We start from the raw sequence: 14,747 nt of genomic DNA on the forward strand, positions 1-14,747 counted from the left end.
CGCCGGGTCCGTCCCGGGGGCCGTCACTGCGGGTGCTGGTCGGAGCCGCCGGAGGCGTTGCGCGCGGGAGCGGCCGCCGTCGCTCGGTGCCGTGCCGGCGCGCCGCGCCCGCTCTGCCACTAGGCCCGGGAGGCCCGTCTCCGAGCCGCCGGTGTTGCGGGTCGTCGGTCCGATGAAGATCGGCGGGGATGGAGCGCGGATGGAAACCCGTGTGGGCCAGCGCCCGTTCCCCGATGACCGGCGCCTCGTGCGTTCCGTAGTTGTCCAGCACTGGATGCACACCAAGCCCAGGCGGTGTCCTCGGTCGATCCGGTTCATGGATTTCCGGAACTCGCCGTCGCGGTGCTCGCGGTGGTGGGAGGAGATCACCGTGCCCGATGCCATATCCAGGGCCGCGAACAGGGCGGTCGCCTTCAGCCCGGATGTCGTCTCGGCGGCCCGGCGCCGCGTGCGTCATCGGCAGGACCGGCGCGGGCCGGTTCAGGGCCTGGACACGGGATTCGTCGTCCACGCACAGCACCAGCGCCGTATCGGGGGATCCGGGTACCGGCCGGTGACAGCGTGGACCTTCTCGACGAAGAACGGATCCGTGGAGATTTCCATCCATCGACGAGATGCAGTCTGAGTCCGAGGGCAACGCCAGCCGCGTGGGATGGCGGTCTGGCTGGGCACGTTCCTCGGGGCCCGGATCCGCCATGCGGGGCACCATATTCGGATTGCCATCGAATTAACGACTCAGAACACTGGATCGTTGATGCGGGTCGGGCTGCGGGGCGGTGGCTGTCGGGGGTCACCGGTCGGTTGTCGGCGGAACGCGGTGTCTGGTCCCCGGACCCGCTGGTGGGTGCGGGCGGCCGTCCTTCGCTCGTGCGGGCGGCACGGCGGGCCGGGCCCGGCGGGTTCGGCGACGTCCAGAGGGACGCGGCGCTCGCCCCGAAAAACGCCAGGAGAGATCCGCGCGCACCAGCGGCCGGCGGATCGCGGCTGCCGGGCCGGGATGGGACGCGGCGTGCCCGGCCGCGTGCGGGGCGCGGCGAAGGGCCGCTGGGAGGTGCGCCGGCTCCGGGCGGGGGCGGCTGGAGGGCAGCCGCCGCCCGCCGTGCCGTGCGCCCGTCCGCGATGGCGGGGCGCGGCGTCGCGGGGCAGCGCTCGATGGGCCGGGCGCCGCCCCGCGGGCGGAGGTCAGGCCGCGTCGAGGTCGGTCTCCAGCAGGGTGGCCAGTTCGTCCAGCTTCGCCTGGGCGTTCTCGCCCTCGGCCTCCAGGACGACCTTGTCGCCGTTGACGGCGCCGAGGCTCATCACGGTGAGCAGGCTGCGGGCGTCGACCGGGGTGCCGCCCGACTTGGCGATGGTCACCGCCAGGCCGGTCGCGGTCGCGGCCTGCACGAAGAGGGCGGCCGGGCGGGCGTGCAGACCGACGGAGGAGCCGATCGTGGCGGTGCGCTGGGGCATGGGATCTCCTTGTTCTCTGGACGAGCGCATGCTCGGTGACGTGGTCACAGGGGGGAGGGAACGGTCACACCCCGGCCGGGGTGGTGGCGTCGCTCCGTGCGTCGGCGGCCGTGGAGCGGCGGCCGAGACTCTTGAGGAGGCACACGCCCAGGGCCGTCACGGCGGTGCCGGCCAGTAGGGCGAGTAGGAACAGCAGCGGGTGGCCGATCAGGGGGGTCACCCAGATGCCGCCGTGCGGGGCGCGCAGTGTCGCTCCGAACACGGCGACCAGGCCACCCGTGACGCCGGAGCCCACCATCAGCGCGGGGATCACCCGCAGGGGGTCGGCCGCGGCGAACGGGATCGCGCCCTCGGTGATGAACGAGGCGCCGAGCAGCCACGCCGCCTTGCCGTTCTGGATCTCTCCCGGCGTGAACAGCCGCGCGCGCAGGAGGGTGGCGAGCGCGAGGCCGAGCGGCGGCGTCATGCCGGCCGCCATCGCGGCGGCCATGACCGTGAACTCCACGGCGTCGGGGTTCGCCGACGCGCCGGCCGCTGCCAGGCCGGCGGTGGCGAAGGTGTAGGCGACCTTGTTGACCGGGCCGCCCATGTCGACGGCCATCATGAGCCCGATGAGGGTGCCCAGCAGCACCAGGCTGCCGCCCGACAGGGACCCCAGCCAGCCGTTGAGGCCGTCCATGAGGGCCGCCAGCGGCCGGCCGAGCACGACGAACATCGCCAGGCCGGTCCCGAACGAGGCGACCAGCGGCGTGACCACCACGGGCATGACGCCGCGGACCGCGGCCGGTACCGGCAGCCGGGTCAGGCCCAGGGCGAGGAAGCCGGCGAGGAAACCGGCGACCAGGCCGCCGAGGAAGCCCGCGCCGACCGTCACCGACACCGCCCCGCCGAGGAAGCCCGGCACCAGCCCGGGCCGGTCGGCGATGGCGAACGCGATGAATCCGGCCAGCACCGGGACCAGGAAGGCGAAGACGGCCGAACCGGTGAGGAAGAGCAGCGCGCCCCAGTCGTGCGCCGAGGCGGCGTTGAAGCCGCTGACGATATCGTCCGGCTGCGCCTCGTTGATCTGGTAGCCGCCCACCATGAAACCGAGCGCGATGAGGATGCCGCCGGCGGCCACGAACGGGATCATGTAGGAGACGCCGGTCATCAGCCACTGGCGGACCCGGGTCCCGGCTCCGCCGCGCGCCGTGACCTTGGTGGCCGGTGCCGGCGGGCCATCGGCAGCGGCGGCGGTCGCGCCGCCGTCCGGCTCACCGCCCGCGACGGGAGCGCCTTCGGCGGCGTCGCGCGCCGCCTCCTCCGCCGCGGCGAGCACCGCGGCGGCGTCGTTGATCGGGGCCTTCACACCGACGTCCACGAACGGCTTGCCGGCGAACCGCTCCCGGCCGCGTACCTCCAGGTCCGCGGCGTAGACGACGGCGTCGGCCGCCGCGATGACGTCCGGTTCCAGCGGGGTCGAGCCGGCCGCGCCCTGCGTCTCCACGTGCATCTCGTGTCCAGCCGCCCGGGCCGCCTGCTCCAGGGCCTCGGCCGCCATGTAGGTGTGCGCGATGCCGGTGGGACACGACGTGATCGCCACGAATTTCACGACACCACCACCTCCCGCGTGACGGTGTCGGCGATCTCGGCGGCGTCGCGGGCATCGAGCAGCGCGGAGCGGAACTCGGCGTGCACGAGTCTGCGGGCCAGCGCGGCGAGGATGCGCATGTGGTCGGCATCGCCGCCGGTCGGGGCGGCGATGAGGAAGACCAGCGTCGCGGTGCCGTCCGGGCCCTGGAAGTCCACTCCGGCGGGGCAGCGGCCGACCGCCAGGCTGGGAACGGTGACATGGGCGGAGCGGGCGTGCGGCAGGCCGACCCGTCCGGGCAGCCCCGTGGGCATCTGCGACTCGCGGGCGCGCACGTCGGCGAGGAAGCCGTCCAGGTCGGTGACGCGGCCGGCCTTGTGCAGCAGCGCCGCGAGCTGCCGGGTGGCGTCCTCGCGGTCGGCGGCGGCGAGGCCGGGGAGGACGAGGTCGGCGGTGATCAGACGCGGAGTCGACTCGCTCACGTCAGTGCTCCTTCGAAAAGCGCTCTCGGCGGTGCGGTGCACGCCGCGACCGGCCTCCGCCGCCGGGACGGGGCCGCGTGCGGGTGGGAGCCGGGGCAGGCCGGGCCGGCCCCGCCGGATCGCGCCGCGGACAGCTGGTCGGCGGCCGGGTGGCGGGGCGGACGGCCGGTCACGGGGTCACAGTTCCTTGATGACGAGTGCCGGGTCGGGCTCGGCGACCACCTCGACGGCCGACTCGTCGATGTCGTCGGGCCCGGGGACGGTGGTGCCGGGCAGCGCGACCGCCGCCGTGCCCCACGCGACCGCGCGGCGCAGCCGCTCGGGCGCTTCCGAGTCCGCGTACAGGTAGCCCGCGAGTGTGCAGTCGCCCGCCCCCACGGTGCTGCGCGGCGTCACTCTCGGACTGCCGGCCCACCAGCTGTGCTGGCGGTCCACCAGCAGGGCTCCGTGTCCGCCGAGGGTGACGAGCACGGTCTCGTTCCCCCAGGACAGCACCTCGCGGGCGCCGCCGATGACGTCTCCGATGGTGGGCAGCTCCCGGCCCAGCAGTTCCGCGAGCTCCTCGTGGTTCGGCTTGAGCAGCGCGAAGGAGCCGGCGAGCGCGGCCACCTCCAGGGGCGCGCCCGAGGTGTCCAGCGCCACCGGCACGCCGAGCGCGCTCGCACGCGCGGCGATCCGCACGTAGAAGTCGCCGGGCGCACCCACCGGCAGGCTGCCGCTCGCGACCAGCCAGGAGGGCTGGCAGGCCAGGGCGGCGTCAGTGGCGGCGAGCAGGGCGTCGACCTCGGCTTCGCTGAGGCTGGGGCCGGCGAGGTTGAGCTTGGTGGTGGTGCCGTCGGCCTCGGCGACGGTCAGGTTGGAGCGGGTGGTCGCGGCGACCGGAACGGTGACCGCGTTGACGTCGTGCTCACGGAGCAGGGCGAGCAGCTGGTCGCCGTCGGCGCCGCCGGTGGGCAGGACGGCGGTGGTGGCGGAGCCGTGGCTGCGCAGGGCGCGGGAGACGTTGACGCCCTTGCCGCCCGCCTGGGAGTGGGAGGCGAGGACGCGTAGCACCTCGCCCCGGGTGAGGGCGGAGATCTCCAGGGTGCGGTCGACGCTGGGATTGGGGGTGATGGTGACGATCATGCAAGCTCAATCCGGGGTCCGGCCGCGGTGATCGCCTCGGCCAACTCGCTGTCCAGTTCCGTGTCGGAGATGACGGTGTCGACGGCGTCCAGCGCGGCCACGTGCGCGGACGCCTCCCGGCCGAACCCGCCGTGCTCGGCGAGGACGACGGTGCGGCGTGCCGCAGCGAGCAGGCAGCGCTTGACCTGTGCCTCCTCGGGGTCGGCGGAGGTCAGGCCGAGGTCCGGCGTGATGCCGTCGACCTCCAGGAACGCCACGTCCACGAGCATGTCGTCGACGTCGCGGGCGGCCCACGGCCCGACCGTGGCGGGTGAGCGGCCGAGGACCCGGCCGCCGAGGACGTGCAGGTGGATCCCGGGCCGCGTCGCCACCACCAGGGCGACCCGCAGGGAGGGGGTGACGACGGTGAGGTCGCGGTCCTGGGGGAGCAGTTCGGCCAGTCGCACCGTGGTGGCGCCCGCGCCCAGGATGACCGCTCCGGTGGCGGGGAGTTCGGCCAGCGCGGCGCGGGCGATGCGCTCCCGCGACGCGGAGGACGCGTCCCGCTCGTCACCCGGTGCGGTGCCGGCGGGCGACGGCCACGTCCGCTCCACCGGCATGGCGCCGCCGTGCACCCGGCGCAGTACGCCGTGGCGTTCCAGCGTCGCCAGATCGCGGCGGATGGTCTCCGGGGTCACTTCCAGGGCCTGGGCGAGCCGCCGCACATTGATGCGGCCGCGTTCCCGTGCCCGCGTCAGGATCTCCTGGTGTCGCTCGGGCGCGTACAACTCCGCGTTCACCTCCGTTCGCTGTCCGGTTGGCTGGTGATTAAAGTCCGTATGTATCTGAATACGTTTGTTTGTGTGATATGTCAACAGAACCGGGCAAGATAGACGAGTTTTCTCGCTTCCGGAGACAGGTTTCCGGCGTCGGCGCACCGCTTCGGAGGGGGACCGCCCTTTCGGTGGAGAACCGGCCCGGTTCGCCGGTTGGCCCCGGATCCGCGCTCCTGGCCGGCGCCGGACCGGCCGCCCGCTCGACCCGCATCCGCCGATAGAGTTCGGTGCGGCCCGGTGGGCACGAAACACCGCCGCGGCCGGGAAAGCGCGGGGAGGGATCGGTGCCCGAGGGCCACACGCTGCATCGGCTGGCGGCGTACTTCGCCGAGAACTACGGCGGTCGGCGGCTGCGGGTCTCCAGCCCCCAGGGGCGCTTCGCTGACGGCGCACGCCTGCTCGACCGGCGTGCGCTCGTCGAGAGCGAGGCGCACGGCAAGCAGCTTTTCCTCGGGTTCGACTCCGGCTCCTGGCTGCGGGTGCACCTCGGCCTGTACGGCGCGTGGACCTTCGGAGACGCGGCGGGCGAGCGCAGCCTGGGCGCGCCGAGGGCCGAGGGCGCCGGTGAACGCGCGCTGGAGCGGGACGAGGAGGGCTTCGTCGTGCCGCCCGCGCCGGCCGGCGCGGTGCGCGCCCGCTTCGTCAGCTCCACGGGGTGGGCCGACCTGCGCGGGCCGTCCGCCTGCGTGGTGCTGACCGCGGCGGAGAAGGAGGCCGCGCAGGCCGCGCTCGGTGACGACCCGCTGCGCGCCGACGCCGACCCCGACCGGCCGTGGCGCACGATCCAGCGCTCCCGGACCACGATCGCGGCCCTGCTGATGCGCCAGGACGTCATCGCCGGTGTCGGCAACATCTACCGGGCGGAGTCGCTGTTCCGCGCCGGCATCGACCCCTACCGCCCGGGCCGCGACCTCACCCGCGAGCAGTGGGACGCCCTCTGGGCCGATCTGGCCGGACTGCTGCGGGACGGGGTGCGGGACGGCCGCATCATCACCACCCGTCCGGCGGACCGCTCGGACCCCGGCCCGGGGCCGGTGCCGCGTTCGGAGGCGTTCTACGTCTGCTACCGGACCGGCGAGCCCTGCCGGGTGTGCCAGGCGGAGATCCGCTCCGCCGAGCTGGCGGGCCGGACCCTCTACTGGTGCCCCAAGTGCCAGCCGTCCTGACTCCCGCGCCCGGGAGACGTCCCGAGCCACGTTCCGATTGCGGATCACTATCTCTTCCGTGAACCTCCGTGGCACTTCCCGCCGCACCGGGCGTGGCCGCTCACGGTCCCGTCTAGCGTGATCACCGGACGACGACCGGACCCGGCGCTGCGCCGGGCGGCCCGACCAGGGGAGCAGGCGATGGACAGCGGTGGCGGAGAGTTCGGGCGGCTGTACGTCGTCCGCGACGGCGACCCGCGGGCGAGGACCGTGCGCATCCCGAGGGCCGACACCTGGTACGTGGACCCGGTGCACTCGACGATCGGGTTCGCGGCCGGGATGCAGGACCTGGTGCGGATCCGCGGCCGGTTCGGCAAGGTGTCCGGCGTCGTGTGGATCGCGGACAACCCCGAGCGAAGCTCGGCCAGCGTGACCGTGGAGACGGCGAGTATCGACACCGGCATCGAGCGCCGGGACAACCACCTCAGATCTCCGGACTTCCTGGACGCGGCGCGCTTCCCCACGATGACGTGGCAGGGCCACCGGGCCGAACCCACCGAAGACCCCGAGGTGTGGGTGTTCCACGGCGACCTCACCCTGAAGGAGGTCACCCGGCCGGTACCGCTGGTCGGGCGCTTCCTCGGCGAGCGGCCGTACCCCTTCGGTGACGCGGCGCTCGCCAGTTTCACCGGATCGGGGCGGCTGGACCGGTTCGACTTCGGCATCGACACCTTCCCGCCACTGCCCGGGATGAAGCTGTTCGTGGGACGGCACATCGAGATCGAGCTCGACGTCGCCCTGATCAACACCGACATCCGGTTCTTCACCGAGCGCTTCCTGGCCGGCAAGCGCTCGACCATCGACCAGCGCTGAGCGGCCCCCGCGGCCGGGACCGGTCCCCGCCGCGGGGGCACGGGTCACTCGGCCGCGCTGCGCGCGACCAGCAGTTCCGCCTTCTCGATGGCGTTGGCCCTGGTCAGCGCCTCGGCCGTGCTGGTGCTGGAGCCGCCGAACTGCCGGACCGCCGCGTAGTAGATGTTCGCGACGCCGCGGCACGTCGAGCTGCTGCCGCAGACGGAGTACATGTCGTCGCGGAAGTTGTTGTCGATGCGCAGGCGGTTCTCCTCGGTGAACCGCGACTGGAGCTTGTAGTTGCGGTACCCGAAGTCGTGCCGGTGGCAGCTGCTGGTGAAGTCGTAGCCGATCGGCTGGTCGGGTGACCAGCTGCAGGCGTCGGAACTCCAGTCGAGCTGGTCGGCGTAGGGCTGCTGGGCGCGTATGGAGCTGAACTCCGCCAGCGACCGGCTGTACAGGTAGTCGTCGGTCACGGCCTGGAGCTGAGCGGGCGGCAGCGCGGCGTGCGCCACGCCGGTTCCCAGCAGCGAGAGCAGGCCGACCAGCGTGACCGCGAAGAAGGAGCGGACGAGGCGTCGAGCGGGGGGACGCATCCGGGGGGATCCCTTCGTGCCAATGAGATGTGACCCCTGAGTAATACGCCAAGAACGTAGCGTACGGAAGGGGGAGCCGTCGAACCGCGGGCTGCCGGAACGGGGCGGGGCGGCGAACCCGGAGTAACGCCGCCGTGCGGCCCGCGAGCGCGCCGCGGCGGCGGGGCCGCCACCCACCAGGCACACGGGTCCGCCGACCCGCTGGCCCACCCCCGCCGCGACCGGCGCGGACCGGCGGTGCGCCGAGCACGGGGACAGCGTCTTGTGGCCGGCAGGACACATCCCGCGGTGCGCTGGAGACCTCGGCCGATACGGGGAGCGGCCCGCCCCTGGGCGCCCGACGCGCGCGCCTCCCTGTCCCGCCGGCGGGCAGGCGCCGCGCAGTCGGTCCCCTGGCGGGGCAATGCCGTTCACCGGCCGCCGCGGCCCGCACCAGCAGGTGCGCGGTCCGTGGCGGAGGGGGCGGCGGCGACTGGCGCGGATCGGCGCAGGGGGAGGGACCGCGAGTGGCCGGGTGCGCGTGCGGCCGCGGGACCGGGCCGGCCGTCGCGGGCTGGAGGAGCGCTGCCGGGGCTCGTAGGATGCCCGCGTGACGATCCGGATCGCGGTTCTCGACGACTACCAGGACATCGCCCGCCGCTTCGGCGACTGGCACCGGCTGCCCGACGGGGTCGAACTCACGGTGTTCACCGACCATGTTGATGACCCCGAGGCCCTGGTGGCCCGGCTGGCACCGTTCACGGTGGTGTGCGCGATGCGGGAGCGCAGCCCGTTCCCGCGTGCCGTGCTGGAGCGGCTGCCCGAACTCCGGCTGCTGGTGACCACCGGGATGGCGAACGCCTCCATCGACATGGCCGCCGCCCGTGAACTGGGTGTCACCGTGAGCGGGACCGGCGGTGCCCCCGCCGCGACCGCGGAGTTGACGTGGGCGCTCATCCTCGCCCTGCTGCGCCGGGTGCCGGCTGAGGACCGGGCCGTCCGCGCGGGCGGCTGGCAGCACACGGTGGGTGTCGACCTCGCCGGCCGGACGCTCGGGATCGTCGGCCTGGGCCGCCTCGGCTCCCGGGTGGGCCGGGTGGGGGCGGCGTTCGGCATGACGGTGCTCGCCTGGAGCGCCAATCTCACCGCCGAACGCGCGGAGCGGGAGGGCGCGCGGCCGGTGGGCCGGGAGGAACTGCTGCGCGCCTCCGACGTGGTCACCCTGCACCTCAAACTGAGCGACCGCACCCGAGGGCTGATCGGGCGGCGGGAGCTGGAGCTGATCGGCCCGGACGGCTACCTGGTCAACACCTCGCGCGGCCCCATCGTGGACGAGGGCGCGCTGCTCGACGCCCTCACCTCCGGCGGAATCGCCGGGGCGGCGCTCGACGTGTACGCGACCGAGCCGCTCCCCCCGGACCACCCGCTGCGCACCGCGCCGAACACGGTGCTCACCCCCCACATCGGCTACGGCACGCAGGACACCTACGACATCTTCTTCCGGGAGACCGTGGCAGACGTGCTGGCGTTCCTCGGCGGCGCGCCGGTGCGGGTCCTCAACTGAGCCTGCTCCTGCCGCCCGCCGGTGCCCGGGCGTGACCGGGCGGGCCGGCCCGGCACCCGCCCGCGCCAGGGTGCCAGCGCCGCGCCCGCGCCAGCGCGCGGACCAGTGGAACAGGCGGACCGCGAGTGCGGGAGACGGCAGATGGCACGTGCGGAGCTGAGCAGGCGCGGGTCCGGCAGAGCTCTGGGGGCCGCCGGGCTCGGCGCGGTCCTCGGCGGGGCCGCCGGGGGAGCGACCGCGCGGGCCGACGAGCGCACCTGGCGCACCACGGGAACGGCGGTGTCGGCGCTGCGCGGCTTCGACGACGCGATGCGCACGTTCATGCGGGAGCGGGGAATCACGGCGGGCCAGCTCGCGGTCACCTGGCGGGGGCGGCTGGTACTCGCGCGCGGCTACAGCTGGAGCACCGGCCCGGGCCTGGACGTGCAGCCCACCTCGCTGTTCCGGATCGTCAGCGTCTCCAAGCCGGTGACGGCCGCCGCGCTGGTCCGGCTGGTCCAGGACGGCGAGCTCGACCTGTCCGCGCCGATCACGTCGGTCCTCGACCTCGCGCCGCCGCCGGAAGGCACCGCCGGCCCGCGGCTGCCGGAGGTCACGCTGCGCCGGCTGCTCCGGCACACCGGGGGCTGGGACCGCGACGCGTCCGGCGACGTGATGTTCGCCGACGCCTCGATCGCCCGCGCGCTGGGGACCTCCCTGCCGGTGGAGCGCCCCGACATCATGAGCTACGCCACGGGCCGCCGGCTGGACCACGCCCCCGGAACCACCTACGCCTACAGCAACTACGGCTACCTCCTGGCCGGCCGGGCGATCGAGCAGGCCAGCGGGAAGAGCTACGCCGACCACGTCCAGGAGGCGGTCCGCGGTCCGGTGGGCATCACCCGGACGCGGCTGGGCCGCATGGCCGAGGAGCACCGCGCCGCCACCGAGGTGCCCTACGTGTCGCGGTACACCGGGACGACCGTGCTGGACTCCTCCGGTGCCACGGTGGCCGCCCCCTACGGGCGGTGGAACCTGGAGAACATGGACGCCCACGGCGGCTGGCTGGCCTCGGCGGTGGACCTGGTGCGGTTCGCCACGATCTTCGACGGCTCCGGCACCGGCGTGCTCGACGCGACGTCGGTCGCGCGGACGTTCGCCGAGCCGGAGACCGTGATCAACGGCAACGGCTCGTACCACGGCCTGGGCTGGAGCGTGCGGGCGACCTCGGGCGGCACCGGGCGCAACACCTGGCACACCGGGAGCCTGGACGGCACCTACACGATCCGGGTGCGCACCTACCACGAAATGAGCTGGGCCGCGCTGTTCAACCAGCGCGACGACGCGTCCGGCCTGAGCTACCCGAGTATCGACGGCGCCCTGTGGACCGCCGCCGGCGAGGTCACCTCGTGGCCGGACCGGGACGAGTCCCCCCAGCACCTCGGCTGATCCGGCGCGGCCGCCCGCCGCCGAACGCCCGCTCACGGCAGCACCACGATGCCCTGGGCGATGCCGACCGGGGTGAGGTCGTCGGGGACGTCGGACTCGACGACCACCGCGACCGGCCCGGGGACGGGCGCCAGTTCCGCGCCGGCCGGCTCGAAGGCCACCCGGCCGGCGGCGACCCGCGCCCGGCGGCCGTCCAGCAGGACCGGCCGGCCGGCCTCGAAGCCGCCGTGCTCGGCCACGGCGTTCTCCAGCGTGGGCGGCACCGCGCCGCCCTCGTAGACGGTGATGCGGACACGGGCGCCGTCGGCGAAGTCGTAGCCGCGCCGCACGCCCCACAGACGTCCGGTGTCGAACAGCGACTCGCGGCGGACCCGGGGCACGAGGCCCTCGCGGACCATCTGGACGCAGTAGGAACGCACATGGCCGCGGACGGCCCCGCCGTCGCATTCGATGCCGGCCGTGCCGGAGGGCGGGCCGCCGTCGGCGTGCGCGGGTTGGGCGGGTCCGCCCGCGGTGATGAGGACGAGGGCGACCGTCGGGAGGACGCACCCCAGCACGCGGACGGGGCTGGACGACGGCGGCGACGGCGGGCGGCGACGGCGTACGGGGGGCATGGCGGCTCCTTGCTCGGCGATGGGACCCGGGGCTGCGGGCGGTCCGCCGCGGACGGCGGGCCGGTGCTGGAGGCCGTTCGGAGACGGTGGCCGGACTGGGGCTCTCGGGCACGGGGGCGCTACGGCCGATCCAACTCCTCCAGTCTCGATTCGGGGTGGAGACGGGGAAAAGCGGAGTTCCGCGGCTGTGGACAACGCTTGTCCGACCGGAGCCGGCGGTGCCGGGGCGGAGGGACCGGCATGGAAAGCCTACTTATTTGGTATGTTTCACGGGTTAAGTCGGAAAAGAGGTGTAAGGAGGTGTGTGAAGGTGCAAGCGGTACCTCCGGCGGCCGACGCGGCCGCCGACTCCGCGGTACCGGGCGGGGCCGGCCGGCCGCTGCTCACCGTGGAGCGGGTGGCCATCGGCTACCACCAGCCGCAGGGGTACGTGCCCGCTGTGGGCGAGGCCGACTTCGCGGTCCGGCAGGGGGAGAAGGTCATCCTGCTCGGCCCGTCCGGCTGCGGCAAGTCCACCCTGCTCAAGGCGGTCGCCGGCTTCCTGCGGCCGGACTCCGGCCGCATCGTGTTCGACGGCCGCGACGACCTGGAGCCCGGTCCGGACCGCGCCGTCGTCTTCCAGGAGCTCGACCAGCTCCTCCCGTGGCGCACGGTCGTGGGCAACGTCGCCTACGCGCTGCGCGCCACCGGCACACCCCGCGCCGCCGCCCGGCGGCAGGCTGAGGAGCAGTTGGCGCTCATGGGGCTGGACCACGCCCTCGACCGCTACCCGCACCAGCTCTCCGGGGGGATGAAGCAGCGGGTGGCCATCGCGCGCGCGTTCGCGCTGGCGCCCCGGATGCTGCTCATGGACGAGCCGTTCGGCGCGCTGGACGCGCAGACCCGCGGTCGGCTGCAGCACGAACTCGCCGCCCTCGCCCGCCGCACCCGGGCCAGTCTGCTGTTCGTCACGCACAGCATCGACGAGGCGATCCTGCTCGGCGACCGGGTGATCGTGCTCGGCGGACGGCCCTCCGGCGTCCGCGACGACGTCGACGTGTCGGGGCTGGAGCAGCCGGACGCGGAGGGCTTCGCCGAGGCCCGGCGGCACCTGCGCGGACTGCTCGCCTCGGAGGAGGAGGGATCCGAGCATGGCGTCTTCGACTAGCCCGCCCCGCACGGCGCGGGGGAGCGGCGGCCCCGAAGCCCGCGGTCCCGCCGGGCGGGCGCCCGCCCGGCGCGACCGCCGTCGCGGCGCGGGCCCGTGGTCCCGACTGCCCACCGTGCTCCGCCGCGCCCTGCTCTTCGCGGCCCTGGTGGGCGTCTGGCAGCTCTACGTGGTCGTCGCCGACGTCAGCCCGCTGGTGTTCTCCTCCCCGTGGGAGGTCGCCGTCGCGCTCGCCGAGGGGTGGGGCAGCGGCGCGCTCGTGGGACCGACGCTGACCACGCTGCGCATCCTTGGGCTGGGCATGGCGATCGGCATGGCCCTGGCCCTCGCCCTCACCGCCCTCGCGGTCGCGACGAAGGCCGGCGACGACGTGCTGTCGCTGCTCACCGCCATGATCAACCCGCTGCCGTCCGTCGCGGTGCTGCCGCTCGCCATGCTCTGGTTCGGCCTCAACGAGACCGCGCTGGTGTTCGTGGTCGCCAACGCGGTGCTCTGGCCGCTCGCCGTCAACCTGGGCACCGGGTTCCGCACCGTGCCGCAGACCACGCTGATGGTCGGGCGCTCCCTCGGGCTGCGCGGCTGGCGGCTGATCCGCGACGTGCACCTGCCCTCCGCCCTGCCCGCCACGGTCGCCGGAATCAAGACCGGCTGGGCGTTCGGCTGGCGGACCATCATCGCCGCGGAGCTCGTGTTCGGCGTCGCGGGCGCCCAGGGCGGTCTCGGCTTCTTCATCAACAACGCCAGGTTCTACCTCGACATCCCCGACGTCTTCGCCGGACTGGTCACGATCGCCGTCATCGGGATCGCCCTCGACCTGCTGTTCTCGGTCCTCGAACGGCAGACCGTCGTCCGGTGGGGCATGAAGCAAGGAGCAACGACATGAGCCGTGGTCCCGGACGCCGCGACGTCCTCCGCAGCGGGCTGGGCGTGCTGCTCGGCGCCGCGGTCGTCGGCCCGCTCTCGGCGTGCGGCGGGTCCGGCGGCGCGGGCGGCGACCGGCGGATCGCCATCGCCTCCGGCTACGGCCTGAGCTTCGCGCCACTGATCATCATCCAGAGCCAGGGCTGGCTGGAGGAGGAGCTTCCCGACCACACGGTCGAGTGGAAGGTCCTCAGCGGCGGTTCGGCCAGCCGGGACGGGCTGCTCGGCGGCAGCCTCGAACTGGGCACCAGCGGCCAGGCCCCCTTCCTCCAGGCGTGGGCGAGCGGGGTGCCGTGGCGGGTGGTCACGGCGCTGAACAACATGCCGCTGTGGATGGTGGCGCTGGACGACCGGATCCAGAGCCTGGACGACATCACCGAGTCCGACCGGATCTCCTCGCCGCAGCCCGGCTCCATCCAGGCCATGGTGCTGGCCAAGGCGGCGCAGGACCGGTACGGCGACCCCGGCCGGTTCACGCGGAACATGGTCGCGATGCCGCATCCCGACGCGCTCCAGGCCCTGCTGAGCGGCCAGATCGCCGCGGCCGTGACCGCGCCGCCGTCGCAGTACCAGGCGGTCGAGCAGGGTGCGCGGATCCTGCTGGACAGCTACGAGGTGTTCGGCGCCCCGCACGGCTTCAACGTCGTCACGGCGCTGGAGGACTACGCCGAGGACAACCCCGACGTCATCGCGGCCGTGCACGCCAACGTGGCCCGTGCCAACGAACTCATCAACAGCGACCCGGCCCGGGCGGCCGGCATTCTCGCCGAGGCGGAGGACGGCGACGTCACCGCCGAACAGTACGAGGACTACCTGACCCGCGAGGGGACCGAGTTCACCACCACCCCGCAGGGGCTGGAGGCCCTGAGCTCCTTCATGAGCGAGATCGGCGAGATCGACACCACCCCCGGCGGCTGGACGGACCTCGTCTTCGACACGGTGGCGGAGGAGGCGGGCAGCTAGATCGTTGATGGGATTTTGTTGAACCGGCTGCGGGCATGGCGAAGGGCGCCCACGATCGATGTGTGACCAACAACCTGGACGCCCTTCTCACCGC

General features: G+C 73.9%; 15 protein-coding genes. 8 read left to right on the forward strand and 7 right to left on the reverse strand.

Annotated features, from left to right (window positions below; translation table 11 throughout):
- The first annotated feature begins 199 nt into the window (after positions 1–199).
- Positions 200–625 carry a hypothetical protein gene (locus tag DEF28_RS11065; protein WP_114399188.1) on the forward strand — a complete coding sequence of 142 codons (426 nt, stop codon included), beginning with the start codon at positions 200–202 and terminating at the stop codon, positions 623–625.
- 557 nt (positions 626–1,182) lie between these two features.
- On the opposite strand, the gene DEF28_RS11070 is transcribed toward DEF28_RS11065, so the two are convergent.
- The 5 genes from DEF28_RS11070 to DEF28_RS11090 all read right to left on the reverse strand — a co-directional run bounded on the left by DEF28_RS11070 (position 1,183) and on the right by DEF28_RS11090 (position 5,408).
- Positions 1,183–1,452: an HPr family phosphocarrier protein gene (locus DEF28_RS11070; RefSeq protein WP_114399189.1), complete on the reverse strand. Its 270-nt coding sequence runs from the start codon at positions 1,450–1,452 to the stop codon at positions 1,183–1,185.
- A gap of 64 nt (positions 1,453–1,516) precedes the next feature.
- Entirely contained in the window at positions 1,517–3,043 is a 1,527-nt protein-coding gene (locus DEF28_RS11075) for a PTS fructose transporter subunit IIC (RefSeq protein WP_114399190.1), read from the reverse strand.
- Positions 3,040–3,504, reverse strand: a complete 465-nt coding sequence (locus tag DEF28_RS11080; protein WP_114399191.1) for a PTS sugar transporter subunit IIA — start codon at positions 3,502–3,504, stop codon at positions 3,040–3,042. The genes DEF28_RS11075 and DEF28_RS11080 overlap by 4 nt, the downstream gene beginning before the upstream one ends.
- Before the next feature lie 177 nt (positions 3,505–3,681).
- Positions 3,682–4,629: a 1-phosphofructokinase gene (gene pfkB / locus DEF28_RS11085; RefSeq protein ID WP_114399192.1), complete on the reverse strand. Its 948-nt coding sequence runs from the start codon at positions 4,627–4,629 to the stop codon at positions 3,682–3,684.
- Positions 4,626–5,408 (reverse strand): DeoR/GlpR family DNA-binding transcription regulator, encoded by a 783-nt coding sequence (locus tag DEF28_RS11090; protein ID WP_374058212.1) that lies wholly within the window; start codon positions 5,406–5,408, stop codon positions 4,626–4,628. Before DEF28_RS11090 ends, pfkB begins: the two co-directional genes overlap by 4 nt.
- A gap of 320 nt (positions 5,409–5,728) precedes the next feature.
- Between DEF28_RS11090 and DEF28_RS11095 the strand changes: the two genes are divergently transcribed.
- Complete coding sequence (locus DEF28_RS11095) at positions 5,729–6,610, forward strand: Fpg/Nei family DNA glycosylase (RefSeq protein WP_114399193.1); 882 nt, start codon at positions 5,729–5,731, stop codon at positions 6,608–6,610.
- Between the two features lie 117 nt (positions 6,611–6,727).
- Positions 6,728–7,462 (forward strand): YceI family protein, encoded by a 735-nt coding sequence (locus DEF28_RS11100; protein ID WP_147280182.1) that lies wholly within the window; start codon positions 6,728–6,730, stop codon positions 7,460–7,462.
- Between the two features lie 44 nt (positions 7,463–7,506).
- Here the strand turns inward: DEF28_RS11100 and DEF28_RS11105 are convergent, their stop codons facing one another.
- Positions 7,507–8,037: a phospholipase gene (locus DEF28_RS11105; protein WP_114399195.1), complete on the reverse strand. Its 531-nt coding sequence runs from the start codon at positions 8,035–8,037 to the stop codon at positions 7,507–7,509.
- A gap of 589 nt (positions 8,038–8,626) precedes the next feature.
- Here DEF28_RS11105 and DEF28_RS11110 point away from each other — a divergent pair.
- Together DEF28_RS11110 and DEF28_RS11115 are read left to right on the forward strand one after the other, a co-directional pair.
- Positions 8,627–9,580, forward strand: a complete 954-nt coding sequence (locus DEF28_RS11110) for a D-2-hydroxyacid dehydrogenase family protein (RefSeq protein WP_199493211.1) — start codon at positions 8,627–8,629, stop codon at positions 9,578–9,580.
- A gap of 141 nt (positions 9,581–9,721) precedes the next feature.
- The gene (locus DEF28_RS11115) at positions 9,722–11,008 is read left to right on the forward strand and encodes a serine hydrolase domain-containing protein (RefSeq protein WP_114400612.1); all 1,287 of its coding nucleotides are present in this window, start codon (positions 9,722–9,724) and stop codon (positions 11,006–11,008) included.
- A 32-nt stretch (positions 11,009–11,040) separates the two neighbouring features.
- On the opposite strand, the gene DEF28_RS11120 is transcribed toward DEF28_RS11115, so the two are convergent.
- Positions 11,041–11,622, reverse strand: coding sequence for a hypothetical protein (locus DEF28_RS11120; protein ID WP_114400613.1), 582 nt, complete (start codon positions 11,620–11,622; stop codon positions 11,041–11,043).
- Between the two features lie 310 nt (positions 11,623–11,932).
- Here DEF28_RS11120 and DEF28_RS11125 point away from each other — a divergent pair, with 310 nt between their 5' ends.
- The 3 genes from DEF28_RS11125 (at position 11,933) to DEF28_RS11135 (ending at position 14,653) form a co-directional block, all read left to right on the forward strand.
- Positions 11,933–12,769, forward strand: coding sequence for an ABC transporter ATP-binding protein (locus DEF28_RS11125; protein WP_199493213.1), 837 nt, complete (start codon positions 11,933–11,935; stop codon positions 12,767–12,769).
- A gap of 115 nt (positions 12,770–12,884) precedes the next feature.
- A complete protein-coding gene (locus tag DEF28_RS11130; protein ID WP_199493215.1) occupies positions 12,885–13,652 on the forward strand; it encodes an ABC transporter permease in 768 nt (255 codons plus the stop codon).
- The gene (locus DEF28_RS11135; protein WP_114400616.1) at positions 13,649–14,653 is read left to right on the forward strand and encodes an ABC transporter substrate-binding protein; all 1,005 of its coding nucleotides are present in this window, start codon (positions 13,649–13,651) and stop codon (positions 14,651–14,653) included. Before DEF28_RS11130 ends, DEF28_RS11135 begins: the two co-directional genes overlap by 4 nt.
- Positions 14,654–14,747 lie beyond the last annotated feature (94 nt).

The sequence above is a fragment of the Marinitenerispora sediminis genome (assembly GCF_003336425.1).
GTDB lineage: Bacteria > Actinomycetota > Actinomycetes > Streptosporangiales > Streptosporangiaceae > Marinitenerispora > Marinitenerispora sediminis.